Raw genomic sequence first — 17,160 nt, 5'->3', positions numbered from 1 at the left:
AGAATAATATCATAATAGTGTTCAACAGAATAAACACACATTCTATGCGATCGCTATTATGAACCCGATATTTCTTGTATTTCATCATGCTGTGCGCGTTGGCTCAAAAATTCCATCGTTTTTTCGAGTGAGCGTGTGCGTGGTGATGGAGGCAAACTGCTTAAAAAAACCTCACCATATGCACGAGAAACTAATCTATCATCACACACTATAATTGCGCCATAATCGTGTACATCGCGAATTAATCGTCCAACACCTTGTTTTAAACTAATTACAGCATCTGGTATTTGCACATCCCGAAATGCATCACCACCTCGTAATTCACAATCTTCAATACGTGCTCTTAATAGAGGATCGTCTGGCGCTGTAAAAGGTAATTTATCAATAATCACACAAGAAAGTGTATCCCCACGAACATCCACACCTTCCCAAAAACTTTGCGTTGCGACCAAAAGCGCATTTCCTGATGAAACAAATTTTTGCAGTAATTGTGTTTTACTCATTTCCCCTTGCATCAATACAGGTAATGGCAAACTGGCTTTAAACTCTTCAGCTAGTCCACGCATCATTGCATGTGAAGTACAAAGGAAAAAACAACGGCCTTGATTCTTTAAAATAACAGGCGTTAGCATGGCCGCTAAACGCTTCGCCGTATAAGGCTGATTTAAAGGTGGCAAATAACGCGGTACACACAATAATGTTTGATGTTGATAATCAAAGGGGCTGTTTAAAATCAATGTTGTTGCGTTTTCTAAACCTAGCCTATCTGTGTAATAAGACATTTGTTCATTTACAGAAAGCGTTGCCGAAGTGAATACCCAACTACTTTTATGTGATTTAATTAATTCACGAAATTTATCTGCAACAGAAAGTGGCGTAATAGCCAATAAGAAATGGCGACCGTAACTTTCAAACCAGTAACTATAACCAGGAATTGTGGTATCAATCAGACGTTTTAAGCGATTGCGATAAACAGTAGCTCGTTCAAAAGCACTATCAAGTAATTGGCTTCGCCCTAATGAGAGTTTCATAACGTCATAACTTAGTTCTAACGCATCATCCAGTAACGTAAGAAAACGTTTAGTTTCACCACCTTGTAGTAGCTCACGCAAATTCCCTCGATAGCCTGTTTCACCTAATACTAAGCGAAAATCCATTACCATTTGAGTTAATCGGTCGGCACTTTTTTGTAATTGAACTTGATCACGCACTTCAGTACGGTAAGCAACGGTCATATCTCTAGCGAGATCAAAAAGCTGTCTACTGGTAAGTTGTTGACCAAAATAGTGGCTGGCAATATCTGGAATTTGATGGGCTTCATCAAAGATCATAATTTCAGCTTCCGGAATTAATTCACCAAAACCAGTATCTTTAACGACAGTATCCGCCATAAATAAATGGTGATTAACGACGACAATATCTGCATCCATTGCTTTTTTACGTGCACTTAAAACATAACACTCTTTATAGCGAGGGCAATCACTTCCTAAACAATTATCGTTAGTGCTCGTGACTAAAGGCCAAACTCGGCTATCTTCAGCAACACTATGACAACGGCTAACATCGCCATCATCTGTCTGTGTTGACCATTGGCGTACATACATTACGTCTGATAATACTTCGGCTTCTAGATCACCACCACTAAGCATTTGTTGATCCAGTCGCTCTAAACACAAATAATTTGAACGCCCTTTTAATAAAGCAGTGTTGCCATCATAATTAATTGCTTCAATGATTGTCGGTAAATCTCGACTATAGAGTTGATCTTGTAGGGCTTTAGAGCCTGTTGAAATAATGGTCTTTTTACCTGAACGCAAAGCAGGTACAAGGTAAGCATAGGTTTTCCCTGTTCCCGTACCAGCCTCCGCAATAAGTACACCTTGCTTATCAATAATATCTGTTATTGATTTCGCCATTTGTCTTTGAGCTTCACGGGGATGAAATCCAGGAATAGTTCGGGTTAAAATCCCGTTTTCTGCAAAATCGTCTGACACAGGCATACTCTTTTTATAAAATAAGACGTAAATTATGCCAGTGGATAATCAAAAGTACCACCTATGCCGTTAATACAAAGGAGAACTCAATGACAATTAAACGTATCGACCCTGAAGATCGCTGGTCTGAAGCTGTTATTCATAATGACACTATTTATTACACCGCTGTACCAGAGAATTTATCGGGCGATATTATTGAACAAACAGCAGATACATTAGCGGCAATCGATGTTTTATTACAACGTGTAGGTTCTGATAAAACTCAAATTCTTGATGCGACAATCTTTTTAGCTGATAAAGCCGATTTTGAAGGTATGAATAAAGCATGGGATGCTTGGGTTGCTAAAGGTAGTGCGCCTGTTCGTTGCACTGTGCAAGCGCAATTAATGCATCCTGAATATAAAGTTGAGATTAAAATTATCGCGGCAATGTAAATACATTTAATAAGCACCTACTTTTATAGGTGCTTATTTTCTTTGATTTAACATATTTTTTATAATGTTATTTTAACTCAGGGATCCTGTTTTTTTATTGTCTCGGCATGAAAACTGTATATTTTTGCTAATTTTTTATCACTTTATTTAACTAATATCAGAAACACAATTCTGGCTAAAAAAATAGAACAATAATACCTTAAATATAAAATAAAGGGCCAAGTTCAGAAAAGCTCAGCCCTTTGTTGTTTTCTAATTTTATTGTGATATTAATCTTGCTGCTCTTACCTATTTATTACTCATTGCATTAAGTAGGTTTAGGCAAATTTAATCATTACCATACCGACCAGTAATAATATAATCCCACCCCATCCTTTATAATTGAGTCTCTGGTTAAATAAAATCCAACCAGCGGCAATAGTTGCAATAATTCCAAAGGCACCCCACAGTGCATAAGCAACAGAAAGCTCGATCCCTTTGACCGCCATTGCCAGTGCGCTAAAAGCACCTAATACACAAAACAGTGATAATATTCCTAATCCCATTCGGCTAAAGCCGTTAGACATTTTTAAGAATATATTCGCGACAATTTCAAGCACTACGGCCAATATTAGAAACGCACCATGCCACCATTCAAATTGAGCTAACATAATTAAGCCTCCTTAATATTGGCAGGAATTGGCTTATTTGCTCCTTTTACGGCACTAGCAACGTGCTTGGCTTTACCCGCGATACTTTTTACCGAATCTGTTGTTTTCTTAGCAACAGTCGATTTTTTAGTACCAGACTTGATAAGCGTGATCCCTGCAATTAACATCGCTAGACCACCTAATTTTAATGGTGACAGTGATTCACCAAACCACAGAACGCTGAATGTCGTAATAATGACAATTCCAATACCTTCCCACAGTGCATATGCTACACCTAATGCCACTTTTTTAACGGCTATGGCTAAAAAGATATAGGAAGTGGCAATCATTAACCACATCACTATCATACCGGTGTAACCACCGCTTACACTGGCGTACTTCATTGATAAAGTACCGATAACTTCACAAACAATAGCTAATGCTAAAAATATCCAATAAATCATTTTTTCATCTCTCATACACATTTGAAATACGCCGAAACGTTTCTTACGCAGGAAGATAAAGAAGATGTAGATAGTCTTTCTGGCGACAGTAAAAGTCGAACGTTAAGGCAACGTCATTTCCTGATTGCGTCAGGAATTAAGATGAGAGATTTCTATAATGCGCCACACCAGTAGTGTTCGCTGGATAAAATAGCAGAAAGGAATAACTTATAGGTAGAACGTTTAACTTTGACGCTTTTGGCGCTAGTCATGATTATTTATTCTTTCATCGCACAGACCATCCGCACGATATACTCCGAACCCTCATATAAGATGGTTAAATGTTACATGATATTTCTATCATGCCGAATTATTTAAAGCAATGCCTTTTAGCAATTTATTTTTGTTAATTGATTGGTTTTGTTTAAGTTTTAGTTTCCAACTAAAATTAGATTGCATAGTTAATCAGTGGTTTTACGATCCTTCAGTAGTTTTATTCATCTAAATTGCTGTAATTATGCTTAAAGGTATTTAACTGAGACAAAAACACCCAGTATAACTGGGTGTTTTCTCGTTAGAATGGACAATCGAAATCAATTATTCAATTTCATTCCATGAACGACCATCACGAGTGATCATTGCAACAGATGCAACAGGCCCCCATGTGCCCGCTTGGTAAGGCTTAGGCAGTTCATTATCGCATTCCCATGCATTGATAATTGAATCAACCCATTTCCATGCTTCTTCGACTTCATCTCGACGTACGAACAATGCTTGAATACCACGCATTGCTTCTAACAATAAACGTTCGTAAGCATCTGCTAAATGTGTTTGATTAAATGTTTCAGAGAAACTCAAGTCCAGTTTTGTAGTTTGTAAACGATGTTTATGATCAAGACCCGGTGCCTTATTCAACACTTCAATATCAATACCTTCATCCGGCTGTAAACGAATAGTCAGTTTGTTTTGTGGTAGCTCTTGATAAGTCTCACTAAAAATATTTAGTGCTGGTTTTTTAAAATAAACTACCACTTCTGAACATTTACTTGGTAGACGCTTACCTGTTCTTAGATAAAACGGAACCCCTGCCCAGCGCCAGTTATCAATATCAGCGCGGATAGCCACAAAAGTTTCTGTATGACTGGTTTTATTTGCACCTTCTTCATCAAGATAACCTGGCACTTTCTTACCCTGTACAAAACCACCCGTATATTGCCCACGAACTGTTTTTTCGCGAATATTAGTATTATCAATACGACGTAATGAACGTAAGACTTTCACTTTTTCTTGACGAATACTATCAGCAGTTAAATCAGCTGGCGGTGACATTGCAATCATCGTTAGGATTTGCAACAAGTGGTTTTGTACCATATCACGCATTTGACCCGCTTGATCGAAATATCCCCAACGCCCTTCAATACCCACTTCTTCTGCAACAGTAATTTGGACATGATCAATCGTTTTATTGTCCCAATTATTAACAAACAGTGAGTTTGCAAAGCGCAGTGCTAATAGATTTAAAACCGTTTCTTTACCTAAATAGTGGTCGATACGATAAATTTGGCTCTCTTTAAAGTATTTAGCCACACTATCATTAATAGAAACAGAAGACGCTAAGTCTGTGCCCAATGGTTTTTCCATCACAACACGATTTGGCTCTTTATTAAGTTTTGCATGACCTAAACCTTTACACATTGCACTAAAGGTACTTGGTGGCATTGCAAAGTAATAAATAGCCGGTAATTTGTCTTGTTTGAGGTGCTTTGATAGCTCAATGAAATGGTCTGTTTCATTGACATCAAGATTACAAAAATCTAAGCGATCACTTAAACGCTGCCAAATTTCAGGATTAATTTCTTCTTTTAAAAAGGTTTTTAATGCTTCGTGGGCAACATTTTTATATGCCTCAGCATCCCAATCAGCACGACCTACACCAATAATGCGAGAGTCAGGGTGAATATATCCTGCTTTTTCCAATTGATATAATGATGGAATAAGCTTACGGCGTGCTAGATCCCCTTTCGTACCGAAGATAACCAGATCACAGGCCTGAGCAGTCGATATCGCTGCCATAGTACGTCTCCTCATGATGAGATTTTGTAATTTTGTTACAGAATTTTGTATTAATGTACTCTTTTGGGTGTATTCAGTAAATACGCTCGCACATTTTAACCTCTAACTTACCACACATATTGTAACTCTTCATTTTATGTCTAGTGTTTTATCCTTTCTTGTAACTTTACAACAGTTTTGTTTCTTGTTTTCAGCTTTGAAAGTTAGACACGCGTCATACTTTAACGAAAAAAGCCCTGTTTACCGATGGTTTACACTGCAAGCCTTGTTCTTTGCGTAGTATATTTTCATAAAACCGTTATAGATTTCTCCTTTTATTGAAATTGGCAAAGCCAAGGATCTGTATATTTAATGAATATATTGGAAAGAGTTCAGTCTAATCTGGACATCTTGAGTAAATCAGAAAAAAAAGTTGCAGAAGCTGTTTTAACTGCGCCACAAACTGTTATCCATTCTAGTATTGCCTTAATGGCTAAAACGGCTGATGTCAGTGAACCCACGGTTAATCGTTTTTGCCGTCGCATGGCGACCAAGGGATTTCCTGATTTTAAATTACAATTAGCACAAAGCATTGCCAACGGCACTCCTTATGTAAATCGTAATATTGATGATTCTGATACAGTCTCTTCTTATACCAATAAAATCTTTGAATCCGCCATGGCGGGGCTTGAGAACGTTAAAAATAATATTGATATCGCCGCAATCAATCGTGCAGTTGATATCTTGACGCAAGCTAAAAAAATCTCTTTTTTTGGCTTAGGTGCATCAGCAGCCGTTGCTCACGATGCCATGAACAAATTTTCTCGTTTTAATATTCCTGTTACTTACTTTGATGACGTTGTTATGCAACGTATGAGTTGTATTAATAGCACTGATGGTGATGTTGTCGTGGTTATCTCCCATACAGGGCGGACTAAAAATCTCGTTGAAATTGCTAAAATTGCGCGTGAAAACGATGCTGCAGTGATTGCTATTACGACACCTGGTTCACTTTTAGCCTCTGAGTCCACCCTCCCTATTTTACTTGATGTGCCTGAAGATACTGATATCTACATGCCAATGATCTCCCGCCTTGCACAACTCACTATTATTGATGTTCTCGCAACAGGATTTATTTTGCGCCGAGGACCAAAATTCAGAGATAATTTGAAGCGCGTCAAAGAAGCTTTACGTGATTCACGGTTTGATAAGTAACCGTTTTTAATTATTCTGTTAGTATTGTCACACTTCCTATTGTGCCCTGACTAGATAACTTTTTGAAAACTGGTAGCATATCTGCTAGCTAACTCTCACATATAATGAAAACAGTAGTGTATGTTGCAATTAGCTTGATGCGTTTCACTTAACATATTGGATAAAATATTGTCTGATTTCTGTTTTATCCAATAGCCAACACCTTTCGTTCAAGGTCAACGGAGTAATACATGTCCAGACGGCTCAGAAGAACAAAAATTGTTACCACCTTAGGCCCAGCAACAGATCGTGATAATAACTTAGAAAAAATTATTATTGCTGGTGCGAATGTTGTTCGATTAAATTTCTCTCATGGTTCTGCGGAAGATCATCTTGCTCGTGCTAATCGTACGCGTGAAATTGCAGCGAGACTTGGTCGCCATGTTGCTATTCTTGGGGATTTACAAGGCCCTAAAATCCGTGTTTCTACATTTAAAGACGGAAAAGTTTTCCTGAATGTCGGTGATAAATTCTTGCTTGATGCCACCCTTGAAAAAGGTGAAGGCAATCAAAATCAAGTCGGCATTGACTATAAAGGCCTACCTACCGATGTAGTTCCTGGTGATATTTTACTGCTCGATGATGGTCGCGTTCAGTTGAAAGTCCTCAAAGTTGATGGACTAAAAGTCTTTACTGAAGTCACCGTGGGTGGCCCTTTATCTAATAATAAAGGCATTAACAAACTTGGTGGCGGTCTTTCTGCTGATGCATTAACAGAGAAAGATAAGCAAGATATTATTACGGCAGCTAAAATTGGTGTCGATTACCTTGCTGTTTCATTCCCAAGAACAGGCGAAGATCTTAACCTCGCTCGGCGTTTAGCCCGTGATGCAGGTTGTGAATGCCAAATTGTATCTAAAGTAGAGCGTGCTGAAGCGGTCGCTAATGATGAAATTATTGATGAAATCATTATGGCATCCGATGTCGTAATGGTGGCTCGTGGCGACTTAGGTGTTGAAATTGGCGATCCTGAACTTGTTGGTGTACAGAAAAAACTAATTCGTCGTGCTCGTCAGCTTAATCGTGTTGTTATCACTGCTACTCAAATGATGGAGTCAATGATAACAAACCCAATGCCAACTCGAGCTGAGGTTATGGACGTTGCTAATGCCGTGTTAGATGGCACTGACGCGGTTATGCTTTCGGCAGAAACTGCAGCAGGACAATATCCAGCAGAAACAGTCGCTTCAATGGCACAAGTCTGTTTAGGGGCTGAAAAAATGCCTGCTGCTAATGTGTCTAAGCACCGCTTAGATATGGTGTTTGATACCGTGGAAGAAGCTATTGCGATGTCCACTATGTATGCCGCTAACCATATGAAAGGCGTTAATGCAATTATTGCGATGACAGAATCAGGTCGTACTGCACGCATGATGTCCCGTATCAGTACAGGTTTACCAATTTTCTCAATGTCTCGCCATGAGAAAACACTAAACCAAACGGCACTTTATCGTGGTGTTACACCTGTTTATTGTAGTACTCATACTGATGGCATTGCTGCTGCTAACGAAGCAATTGCTCGTTTACGTGACAAAGGTTTCTTAGTTTCTGGTGATTTAGTGTTAGTTACTCAAGGTGACCTAATGGGTACTATCGGTAGCACTAATACATGCCGTATTTTGACGGTTGAATAATACCAAGTTGTAAATCTTAATAGTAAAACGGGCACTTTAATTGAGCGCCCGTTTTTTTATATTTGCTTATTAACTAACTAGTCCAATATATTTTCACGCGAATAAGGCTCAATTTCGCCCTCTTTACGTGTTTTTAATAATTTTAAGATCCAAGTGTATTGCTCTGGCGTTGGTGTGACTAACGCTTCTAGTTCTTCATTCATTCTACGTGCAATATAAGCATCATCTTTATCTTCAATATCATCCATAGGCTCACGAATAATAATATGAAGCTGATGTGTTTTATGGCAATAAACTGGGAACAAAGGCACGATAGCTGCTCGGCATACTTTCATTAAACGCCCAATTGCGGGTAATGTTGCTTTATATGTACCAAAAAAATCCACAAATTGACTATGCTCTGCGCCATGATCTTGGTCAGGTAAGTAATATCCCCAAAAGCCCTGTCGAACAGAAGAAATAAATGGCTTAATACCAGCTTCGCGCGAATGTAACCGTCCATCAAAATGGTGGCGTGCTTTATTCCATAAATAATCAGCCACGGGATCTTTTTGATGGTGAAACATAGCCGCCATTTGCTGGCCTTTGGCGGCTAATAACATTGCAGGGATATCAACAGCCCAACCATGAGGCACCATAAAAATAACATTACGGCCTTGCTCTTTAAAACGCTCGATGATCTCTAAGCCCTGCCAGCTTGTTCGTTTTAATATGTGCTCAGGCCCCCTTAAACAAAGCTCTGCTAACATCACAAAGGATTGGGGCGCCGTTTCAAACATACTATCAAGAACTGTTTCACGTTGTGTTTTATCCCATTTTGGGAAACAGTATCTCAAATTGATATCTGCACGACGTCTTGCACTTTTCGCTTTACGCCCAACAAAACGACCAATAGAAGCAAGAAATGGATCACGCCATTTAACTGGCATATAAGCCAATGCACTTAAAACACCAGCGCCTAGCCAAGTTCCCCAATGACGAGGATGTAAATATGCGCGGTGAAAAGTAGGCACATAACCCGCTTTGCTATCTGTATCTTTTTCTTTATTCATCAGATAACTCTCTGAACTGACACCCCTAATAGGCGTAAAAAACGTTAAAACAAAAGCGGATGATATCAATCATCCGCTTTTATGTCTTTAAAATCGTATTAATTGTCAATCGGCTAGCACTAATTGAGGCTTAATCTCTTTGACTTTAGCTAAGTATTCTTGCTTGTTTTTACCTGTTAAACCGTCAGCACGAGGTAATGTTGCCGTTAATGGATTAACTGCTTGTTGGTTGATCCACAGCTCATAGTGTAAATGAGGTCCTGTAGAACGTCCTGTATTACCCGATAACGCAATTCTATCGCCACGTTTAACTCGTTGCCCTGGCTTTACCAATAATTGACGTAAATGCATATAACGCGTGGTGTATTGGCTACCATGGCGAATAGCGATAAAGTTACCTGCGGCACCGCTATATTTTGCTACAATCACTTCGCCATCCCCTGTTGCTAATACTGGTGTACCCACTGGCATAGCAAAATCGACACCTTTATGAGCAGCCAAACGTCCTGTAACAGGGTTAATACGACGAGGATTAAATTGAGATGACACTCTAAACTGCTTCACCGTTGGGAAACGCATAAATCCGCGTTCTAATCCACCCGCTTGGCTATCGTAGAAACGGCCATCTTCAGCAAGAAACGCATAATAATCTTTACCCGCACTACGTAAACGGACACCAATTAGCTCACTTTGCTCGGTACGCCCATCAAGCACTTCACGAGAAAATAGTGCCGCAAATTGGTCACCACTTTGTAACTTTTTAAAGTCTACTTGCCACTGTAATGCTTTAGTAACAGCGCGTGCTTCGGCATTAGTTAAACCTGCATTTGTTGCACTTACAGAAAAACTACCTCGAATAACACCTGTCGTTACGCTGTTTTTCCATTCACCTTTTTGGAACTCTTTTGTTTCTTTAAAACCCGTTTCTGTACGGGTATAAACGCGAGTTTCACGACGAGAGACACCCCAGCTTAATTCTTGAAGTAACCCATTATCATCAAGTTCCCAGCTAATAGGTTGCCCAATTTTCAGGTTTCTGAGATCTTTATTTTGATTAGAGATAGTCGCAATATCAGCAGAATCAATACCAAACTGAGTCAGTATTGAACTTAATGAATCGCCACTAGACACAATATAAGTGTGAGGAACTTGTGCGACTGCTGTACTTGTGTCAGTGCCGTCATCTGCACCAACTAAGCCTTCATCTGTAAGTTGATCACTACTATCAGTGATGATGTCATCGGTATTTTCGCCTTGATTAGCGAGAGGCATTTGAATACTGACAGGAACTTCTCGGCTTTGCTCATTTTGAAGAACTACTGGCCGCCAAATCGCGACGGCCAATGTTGCTGCAGTTAACGAACCAAGCATGATTTTATGTGGGAGTGGTAAACTTAAATATACCTGTGCAATGGATTTCTTCTGCTGCACGTTCTTAATTCCTTATTGTGTTTCATTCAGGCAGCTCGCATATTGGTTAGCTAGTTGGGTAAGGAATTTCACATAGCTCTCTTGAGTTAGAGCAATCCCACTTCCTAGGGGGTCTAATACACCCATTTTAACCCCAGTGCCTTTCGCCACTGTTTCTATTACTGTCGGCCTAAATTGTGGCTCAGCAAAAATACAGGTTGCTTTTTGCTCAACCAACTGTGTTCGTATTTGATGTAATTTCTGCGCACCTGGCTGTATTTCAGGGTTGATAGTAAAATGACCTAATGGCTTTAAATTATAATGTTTTTCGAAGTAGCCATAAGCATCATGAAAGACAAAATAACCCTTATTTCTAACAGGCGACAGAATATTAACAAGATTCTTATCAGTTTGCTTGAGTTGTTCGCTGAATTTACCTAGGTTTACGTCCAGAAGTTCTTTTTTATCTGGATAAAGTGCAATTAACCTTTCATGGATCTGTTTTGCAGACGACAACGCAATCTCTGGTGATAACCAGATGTGCATATTATAATCACCGTGAGAATGATGTTCGTGATTTTCCTCATATTTATGCACATTGTCATCATCATCTTTCAATAAAAGCGACTTTATTTCGTCAGTTTCCGCTAAAGCCAACTTATGATTGTCTGTAAGTCTGTTTAATGGTCTATCTAAAAACACTTCCATATCAGGCCCAACCCATACCATCAGGTCAGCAGAAGTAATTTTTTTCAAATCAGATGGTTTTAATGCGTAATCATGTGGAGATGCACCATCCGGTAATAAAACTTCCGTTGGTGTCACCCCGTCAGCGATAGCTGCGGCAATAAATCCGATTGGCCGAATAGAAACCACCACATCAGCCTGAACAGAAGCGCAGAATGAACTGATCATCGCTGTCGCTAAAAATGATTTCAATAAAAAACGATGCGCAAATTTGTTGTTTTTATGTAACATAGGAAGAATTCTCGTGAATCATCATTGGAAATGTTATATTATAACGTTTCAATGATTCTGCAAGTGCTAATTTTATGTCTGACTTGATTTGTTTAAAATCGGTTTCTGTTTCTTTTGGTGAAAGAGAAATTTTAAAAGATATCTCTTTTGATTTAAAAGCAGGCCGTATTCTTACTTTACTTGGCCCTAATGGTGCGGGTAAATCCACGGTTATCCGTTTAGTTCTTGGGTTATTAAATCCAACATCAGGAAAAGTAGAACGCCATAATACGTTACGTATTGGCTATGTTCCTCAAAAACTTTATCTTGACCCTACAATGCCATTAACAGTTAAGCGCTTTATGACGCTAAAACCAGGTGTACAAGATAAAGATATTCTCCCTGCCCTTGAGCGCGTTAATGCGGCTAAATTAATCAATCAGCCAATGCAAAAACTGTCAGGTGGTGAATCTCAGCGCGTGTTATTAGCAAGAGCCTTACTTAATCAACCTCAACTTTTAGTCTTAGATGAGCCAACTCAAGGTGTTGATGTTAATGGTCAACTTGCTCTTTATGATTTAATTAATCAACTTCGTAATGAATTAGGTTGTGCCATTTTGATGGTTTCTCATGATCTTCATTTAGTCATGGCAAAAACAGATGAAGTGCTCTGTTTAAATGGTCATATTTGCTGTTCAGGCACACCAGATGTTGTTTCTTCCCACCCAGAATTTATCGCTATGTTTGGTAGTCGTGGTGCTGAACAACTTGGTATTTATCGTCATCATCACCAGCATAGTAAGGAGTGTCGTCATGATTGAGTTGCTGTTACCGGGTTGGATTGCCGGTATGCTCTTAGCAATGGCGGCGGGCCCATTGGGCTCTTTTGTCGTTTGGCGTCGTATGTCTTATTTTGGTGATACCTTAGCTCATGCCTCATTACTCGGGGTTGCTTTTGGTTTGTTATTTAATATCGAGCCTTTTTATGCTGTTATTGTAGTCACTCTTCTTTTAGCTATTCTATTAGTATGGTTAGAATTAAAACCACAACTTTCTGTTGATACCCTTTTAGGGATCATGGCACACAGTGCGCTTTCTTTAGGGCTTGTAGTTGTTAGTTTAATGTCCAATGTGCGTGTAGATTTAATGGCGTATCTGTTTGGTGATTTGCTTTCGGTTAACTACCAAGATGTTATCAGTATTTTTATTGGCGTTGTGATTGTTTTATTTGTGATTATTCGTTCATGGCGTCCACTGCTTTCTATGACCATTAACCAAGATATAGCCTTTGTTGATGGTGTAAATATTCAGCGAGAACGCTTAAAGCTAATGATGATCACCGCCCTAACTATTGGTTTAGCCATGAAGTTTGTTGGCGCATTAATTATCACCTCTCTACTCATTATTCCTGCAGCAACGGCGCGCCGTTTTGCTCGCTCACCAGAGCAGATGGCCATGATTGCTATTGCCGTTGGTATGTTAGCAATTACAGGTGGTTTAACTTTCTCTGCTTTTTATGACACTCCCGCAGGCCCTTCTGTTGTTTTAGCAGCGAGCTGTTTATTTATCTTGAGTTTGTTCGCCCCCGCTAAGCAATAATCAAATAAGCCAAATTTGATACAAAAAAACCCTTGATGTAATTACTCCATCAAGGGTTATTCTTATTTATGATAAATGACAGAACGTTAATTTATTCTTCTACGATACGATTAAAATGACGATAGGCATGATTCGTGGCAACACGGCCTCGTGGCGTGCGCTGAATAAAACCTTGCTGGATTAAATAAGGCTCTAACACATCTTCGATGGTTTCTCGCTCTTCACCAATAGCGGCGGCAAGGTTATCTAATCCCACAGGGCCACCCATAAATTTATCAATGATGGCAAAAAGTAATTTACGATCTAAATAGTCAAAACCCGCAGCATCTACATTTAACATATCAAGCGCTTTAGAAGCGGTATCCTCATCGATGGCACCATTACCTTTAACCTGAGCAAAGTCTCGTACTCGGCGCAACAATCGATTAGTAATACGTGGTGTACCTCGTGAACGCATTGCAATTTGACGAGCACCTTCATTTGTCATCTCTAATCCCATAAAATTGGCGCTACGAGAGACAATGTGTTGGAGGTCATCAACATTATAAAACTCCAAACGTTGCACAATACCAAAACGGTCGCGCAAAGGTGATGTTAAAGAGCCCGCTCTTGTGGTTGCTCCCACTAAGGTAAATGGCGGTAGATCAATTTTAATCGAACGTGCGGCAGGCCCTTCGCCAATCATAATATCAAGCTGGTAATCTTCCATTGCAGGATAAAGGATTTCTTCAACAATGGGAGAGAGTCGATGAATTTCATCAATAAACAGTACGTCATGAGGCTCAAGGTTAGTTAGCATAGCGGCTAAATCTCCCGCCTTTTCAAGCACTGGGCCCGATGTCGTACGCAAATTAACTCCCATTTCATTAGCAATGATATTTGCCAATGTGGTTTTACCTAATCCGGGAGGGCCAAAAATAAGCAAATGGTCGAGTGCATCATGACGTAATTTAGCCGCCTGAATAAAAATCTCCATCTGTTCACGAACTTGTGGTTGCCCAACATATTCGGCAAGAGATTTAGGGCGAATAGCCCTATCTATTATTTCTTCTTCAGGTTGTTGAATTTCTGCTGAAATCAGGCGATCTGCTTCAATCACAATGTGTTACTCCTAAATAGCCGCGCGCAATGCTTCTTTGATAAGCGTTTCACTATCTGAACCCAGTTTTGCTACTTTACTGATCATTTTTGCTGCTTCTTGTGGTTTATAGCCCAATGCGATTAATGCAGCAGAGGCTTCGGCTTCAATATCAGCCGCTTTTGGTGTTTTAGGCGAAGTACTTTCTGGTAACTCAATATCGCTATTTTCGAATAAATCACCATTAAGCCCCTTGAAGCGGTCTTTCATTTCAACCACTAAACGTTCTGCTGTTTTCTTACCCACGCCCGGTAATTTTACTAATGAAGAGATAGATTCATTTTCAATAGCTGTCACAAATTGACGGGCCGACATACCAGATAAAATGGCTAATGCCAGTTTCGGGCCGACACCATTGACTTTAATTAATTCACGAAAAAGTGCACGCTCTTGTTTTTGGTTAAAACCATAAAGTAATTGAGCATCTTCACGTACGATAAATTGCGTATAGATAATGGCTTCTTGTCCAATATCAGGCAGTTCATAAAAACAGGTCATTGGCATATTTATTTCATAACCTACACCATTACCTGCCTCAATCAGCACCACTGGTGGCTGTTTTTCAAGAATAATTCCTCTGATACGACCTATCACCCTAACGCCTCCGCAAATATATTTACGCCAAGTTTATAACATAAAAAAAGCTGGACGTATATCCAGCCTGTGAAAAACCAAAAACATTTACCAAGATAACAACTTATCTTAATCGACCTCGCGTTAAAACTAATCGAGGATCCCCCACACGTAATAAATTTTGGTTAAAGTGGCAATGTGTGATAGCAATTGCTAAAGCATCGGCGGCATCTGATTGTGGCGCAGCGGATAGCTTTAATATTGAACGTACCATATGTTGCACTTGGCTTTTTTCGGCAGCACCTGTACCCACAACCGTTTGTTTAACTTGACGAGCCGCATATTCAAAAACAGGTAAATCATTATTTACTGCAGCCAGTATCGCCACACCTCGCGCTTGCCCTAGTTTTAATGCAGAGTCAGCATTTTTAGCCATAAATACTTGTTCAACGGCAAACACATCTGGCGAAAATTGCGTAATAATTTCGCTAACACCAGCATAAATACGTTTAAGTCGATTAGGAAGGTCGGAAACTTGTGTACGAATACAACCGCTTCCCAAATAGATAAGTTGTCGTCCTTGTTGTCGAATTACACCATAACCTGTAACCCGTGATCCAGGATCTATACCTAAAATGATAGCCATATCAATTCCTGTTGCCGATATGGTCGATGGCGAGAGAAAAGAGCAAGAAAATTTGCTCTGCTCTTCTCTTCGCACTTTTTAATAACAGTAATCAACACTGTTATTTTCGATAATCGTTAGAACGATTACAGGATATCTTCCAGTTGTTTTGCAACTTCATCAGAGATATCACCATTGTGATACACTTCTTGCACATCATCACTGTCTTCTAACATATCAATAAGACGCATTAATTTCGGTGCTGTTTCGATATCCAATTCTGCTTTTGTTGAGGGGATCATGGAAACTTCGGCAGCTTCAGCGACAAAACCTGCAGCATCCATTGCATCTTTTACTTCACCAAACGATTCTGGCGTGGTGTAAACATCAATAGCGCCATCATCATAAGTTTCAACGTCATCCGCACCCGCTTCTAACGCAGCTTCCATAACAGCATCTTCATCAACACCCGGTGCGTAAGAAATTACACCTTTTTTGGTGAAAAGATAAGAAACTGAACCATCCGTTCCTAAGTTACCACCTGTTTTGGTAAATGCATGGCGAACATCGGAAACAGTACGGTTACGATTATCACTTAAGCATTCAACCATCACAGCAGTACCCGCAGGGCCATAACCTTCATAGATGATAGTTTCCATATTATCATTTTCATCATTACCCACACCGCGTGCAATCGCACGGTTTAAGGTGTCACGAGTCATGTTATTTGATAATGCTTTATCAACTGCCGCACGTAAACGTGGGTTAGTTGCAGGATCACCACCACCTAAACGTGCTGCTGTAACTAATTCACGGATGATTTTAGTGAAAATTTTACCGCGTTTCGCATCTTGCGCTGCTTTACGGTGTTTTGTATTGGCCCATTTACTATGACCTGCCATGAAAATATCTCCAAACGTGGTCTAATCATTAAATAACAAATTCTTCAATCGCTTGCTGATTACTGGCGGATTTTGTTAATTTTGCCGCCAGTGGTGCGTCGAGCCATTGATATTGAGAATGCTCAGTTAGCACAAGTTCTCGCTCTGCGGGCAGTGCTAACGTAAACCAATGTTCCTGACAATGTGTCACTTCGGGTGCATAACGATGCCGAAAATGTGCAAAAATCTCAAAAAGGACTGAGCGATGGCAATCCACCAGCTCAAGATTTTCTTTTATGATATCAATTCCAACTTCTTCTTGCACTTCACGTAACGCAGTTTGAAAAGGCGTTTCGTCCTCTTCTAAGCTACCTGTCACCGATTGCCAAAAATCAGGATCATCTCGACGCTTAAGCATAAGCACCCGTTTGGTCTCTTTTGCATAAATAACAACTAAAACGGATATCGGGCGCTTATATTTCATT

17 protein-coding genes are annotated in these 17,160 nt (G+C 39.7%); 5 read left to right on the top strand and 12 right to left on the bottom strand.

Annotated features, from left to right (window positions below):
* Positions 1–56 precede the first annotated feature (56 nt).
* Entirely contained in the window at positions 57–2,000 is a 1,944-nt protein-coding gene (locus JEP40_RS11180; RefSeq protein WP_198623616.1) for an ATP-dependent DNA helicase, read from the bottom strand.
* An 83-nt stretch (positions 2,001–2,083) separates the two neighbouring features.
* On the opposite strand from JEP40_RS11180, the gene JEP40_RS11175 reads away from it, so the two are divergent.
* Complete coding sequence (locus JEP40_RS11175; RefSeq protein ID WP_072068200.1) at positions 2,084–2,428, top strand: RidA family protein; 345 nt, start codon at positions 2,084–2,086, stop codon at positions 2,426–2,428.
* Positions 2,429–2,745: 317 nt separating this feature from the next.
* Here the strand turns inward: JEP40_RS11175 and mdtI are convergent, their stop codons facing one another.
* From mdtI to zwf, 3 genes are all read right to left on the bottom strand, one after another.
* Entirely contained in the window at positions 2,746–3,078 is a 333-nt protein-coding gene (gene mdtI / locus JEP40_RS11170) for a multidrug/spermidine efflux SMR transporter subunit MdtI (protein ID WP_023582084.1), read from the bottom strand.
* Between the two features lie 2 nt (positions 3,079–3,080).
* A complete protein-coding gene (gene mdtJ, locus JEP40_RS11165; RefSeq protein ID WP_072064011.1) occupies positions 3,081–3,521 on the bottom strand; it encodes a multidrug/spermidine efflux SMR transporter subunit MdtJ in 441 nt (146 codons plus the stop codon).
* 576 nt (positions 3,522–4,097) lie between these two features.
* On the bottom strand, positions 4,098–5,573 hold the full coding sequence (gene zwf, locus JEP40_RS11160; RefSeq protein ID WP_072068202.1) for a glucose-6-phosphate dehydrogenase: 1,476 nt from the start codon (positions 5,571–5,573) through the stop codon (positions 4,098–4,100).
* A gap of 351 nt (positions 5,574–5,924) precedes the next feature.
* Here zwf and JEP40_RS11155 point away from each other — a divergent pair, with 351 nt between their 5' ends.
* Positions 5,925–6,767 carry a MurR/RpiR family transcriptional regulator gene (locus JEP40_RS11155; RefSeq protein WP_198623615.1) on the top strand — a complete coding sequence of 281 codons (843 nt, stop codon included), beginning with the start codon at positions 5,925–5,927 and terminating at the stop codon, positions 6,765–6,767.
* Between the two features lie 230 nt (positions 6,768–6,997).
* A complete protein-coding gene (gene pyk / locus JEP40_RS11150; RefSeq protein ID WP_198623614.1) occupies positions 6,998–8,440 on the top strand; it encodes a pyruvate kinase in 1,443 nt (480 codons plus the stop codon).
* A gap of 77 nt (positions 8,441–8,517) precedes the next feature.
* Here the strand turns inward: pyk and lpxM are convergent, their stop codons facing one another.
* From lpxM to znuA, 3 genes are all read right to left on the bottom strand, one after another.
* The gene (lpxM, locus tag JEP40_RS11145; protein WP_198623613.1) at positions 8,518–9,492 is read right to left on the bottom strand and encodes a lauroyl-Kdo(2)-lipid IV(A) myristoyltransferase; all 975 of its coding nucleotides are present in this window, start codon (positions 9,490–9,492) and stop codon (positions 8,518–8,520) included.
* A 105-nt stretch (positions 9,493–9,597) separates the two neighbouring features.
* Positions 9,598–10,923 (bottom strand): murein DD-endopeptidase MepM, encoded by a 1,326-nt coding sequence (gene mepM, locus JEP40_RS11140; protein WP_198623612.1) that lies wholly within the window; start codon positions 10,921–10,923, stop codon positions 9,598–9,600.
* A 12-nt stretch (positions 10,924–10,935) separates the two neighbouring features.
* Positions 10,936–11,880: a zinc ABC transporter substrate-binding protein ZnuA gene (gene znuA, locus JEP40_RS11135; protein WP_198623611.1), complete on the bottom strand. Its 945-nt coding sequence runs from the start codon at positions 11,878–11,880 to the stop codon at positions 10,936–10,938.
* Between the two features lie 74 nt (positions 11,881–11,954).
* On the opposite strand from znuA, the gene znuC reads away from it, so the two are divergent.
* Positions 11,955–12,680 (top strand): zinc ABC transporter ATP-binding protein ZnuC, encoded by a 726-nt coding sequence (gene znuC, locus JEP40_RS11130; protein ID WP_109408092.1) that lies wholly within the window; start codon positions 11,955–11,957, stop codon positions 12,678–12,680.
* Positions 12,673–13,458, top strand: a complete 786-nt coding sequence (gene znuB / locus JEP40_RS11125) for a zinc ABC transporter permease subunit ZnuB (protein WP_198623610.1) — start codon at positions 12,673–12,675, stop codon at positions 13,456–13,458. Before znuC ends, znuB begins: the two co-directional genes overlap by 8 nt.
* 91 nt (positions 13,459–13,549) lie before the next feature.
* Here znuB and ruvB read toward each other — a convergent pair whose 3' ends face one another.
* From ruvB to nudB, 5 genes are all read right to left on the bottom strand, one after another.
* The gene (gene ruvB, locus JEP40_RS11120) at positions 13,550–14,557 is read right to left on the bottom strand and encodes a Holliday junction branch migration DNA helicase RuvB (protein ID WP_198623609.1); all 1,008 of its coding nucleotides are present in this window, start codon (positions 14,555–14,557) and stop codon (positions 13,550–13,552) included.
* A gap of 12 nt (positions 14,558–14,569) precedes the next feature.
* Positions 14,570–15,190, bottom strand: a complete 621-nt coding sequence (gene ruvA, locus JEP40_RS11115) for a Holliday junction branch migration protein RuvA (RefSeq protein ID WP_198623608.1) — start codon at positions 15,188–15,190, stop codon at positions 14,570–14,572.
* A gap of 103 nt (positions 15,191–15,293) precedes the next feature.
* Positions 15,294–15,815, bottom strand: coding sequence for a crossover junction endodeoxyribonuclease RuvC (ruvC, locus tag JEP40_RS11110; RefSeq protein WP_198623607.1), 522 nt, complete (start codon positions 15,813–15,815; stop codon positions 15,294–15,296).
* 125 nt (positions 15,816–15,940) lie between these two features.
* Complete coding sequence (locus JEP40_RS11105; RefSeq protein ID WP_072068212.1) at positions 15,941–16,696, bottom strand: YebC/PmpR family DNA-binding transcriptional regulator; 756 nt, start codon at positions 16,694–16,696, stop codon at positions 15,941–15,943.
* A gap of 28 nt (positions 16,697–16,724) precedes the next feature.
* A complete protein-coding gene (gene nudB, locus JEP40_RS11100) occupies positions 16,725–17,159 on the bottom strand; it encodes a dihydroneopterin triphosphate diphosphatase (protein ID WP_198623606.1) in 435 nt (144 codons plus the stop codon).
* Position 17,160: the final 1 nt, after the last annotated feature.

This window comes from Proteus vulgaris, assembly GCF_016239305.1.
Classification (GTDB): Bacteria; Pseudomonadota; Gammaproteobacteria; order Enterobacterales; family Enterobacteriaceae; genus Proteus; species Proteus vulgaris_C.
Note: the sequence above shows the minus strand (reverse complement) of the source record. Positions and strands in the feature narration are given on the sequence as shown.

Excerpts from the sequence above, each read along its gene's own strand:
- JEP40_RS11180 (WP_198623616.1), bottom strand. The coding sequence starts at position 2,000 with ATGCCTGTGTCAGACGATTTTGCAGAAAACGGGATTTTAACCCGAACT.
- JEP40_RS11175 (WP_072068200.1), top strand. The coding sequence starts at position 2,084 with ATGACAATTAAACGTATCGACCCTGAAGATCGCTGGTCTGAAGCTGTT.
- mdtI (WP_023582084.1), bottom strand. The coding sequence starts at position 3,078 with ATGTTAGCTCAATTTGAATGGTGGCATGGTGCGTTTCTAATATTGGCC.
- mdtJ (WP_072064011.1), bottom strand. The coding sequence starts at position 3,521 with ATGATTTATTGGATATTTTTAGCATTAGCTATTGTTTGTGAAGTTATC.
- zwf (WP_072068202.1), bottom strand. The coding sequence starts at position 5,573 with ATGGCAGCGATATCGACTGCTCAGGCCTGTGATCTGGTTATCTTCGGT.
- JEP40_RS11155 (WP_198623615.1), top strand. The coding sequence starts at position 5,925 with ATGAATATATTGGAAAGAGTTCAGTCTAATCTGGACATCTTGAGTAAA.
- pyk (WP_198623614.1), top strand. The coding sequence starts at position 6,998 with ATGTCCAGACGGCTCAGAAGAACAAAAATTGTTACCACCTTAGGCCCA.
- lpxM (WP_198623613.1), bottom strand. The coding sequence starts at position 9,492 with ATGAATAAAGAAAAAGATACAGATAGCAAAGCGGGTTATGTGCCTACT.
- znuA (WP_198623611.1), bottom strand. The coding sequence starts at position 11,880 with ATGTTACATAAAAACAACAAATTTGCGCATCGTTTTTTATTGAAATCA.
- znuC (WP_109408092.1), top strand. The coding sequence starts at position 11,955 with ATGTCTGACTTGATTTGTTTAAAATCGGTTTCTGTTTCTTTTGGTGAA.
- znuB (WP_198623610.1), top strand. The coding sequence starts at position 12,673 with ATGATTGAGTTGCTGTTACCGGGTTGGATTGCCGGTATGCTCTTAGCA.
- ruvC (WP_198623607.1), bottom strand. The coding sequence starts at position 15,815 with ATGGCTATCATTTTAGGTATAGATCCTGGATCACGGGTTACAGGTTAT.
- JEP40_RS11105 (WP_072068212.1), bottom strand. The coding sequence starts at position 16,696 with ATGGCAGGTCATAGTAAATGGGCCAATACAAAACACCGTAAAGCAGCG.
- nudB (WP_198623606.1), bottom strand. The coding sequence starts at position 17,159 with ATGAAATATAAGCGCCCGATATCCGTTTTAGTTGTTATTTATGCAAAA.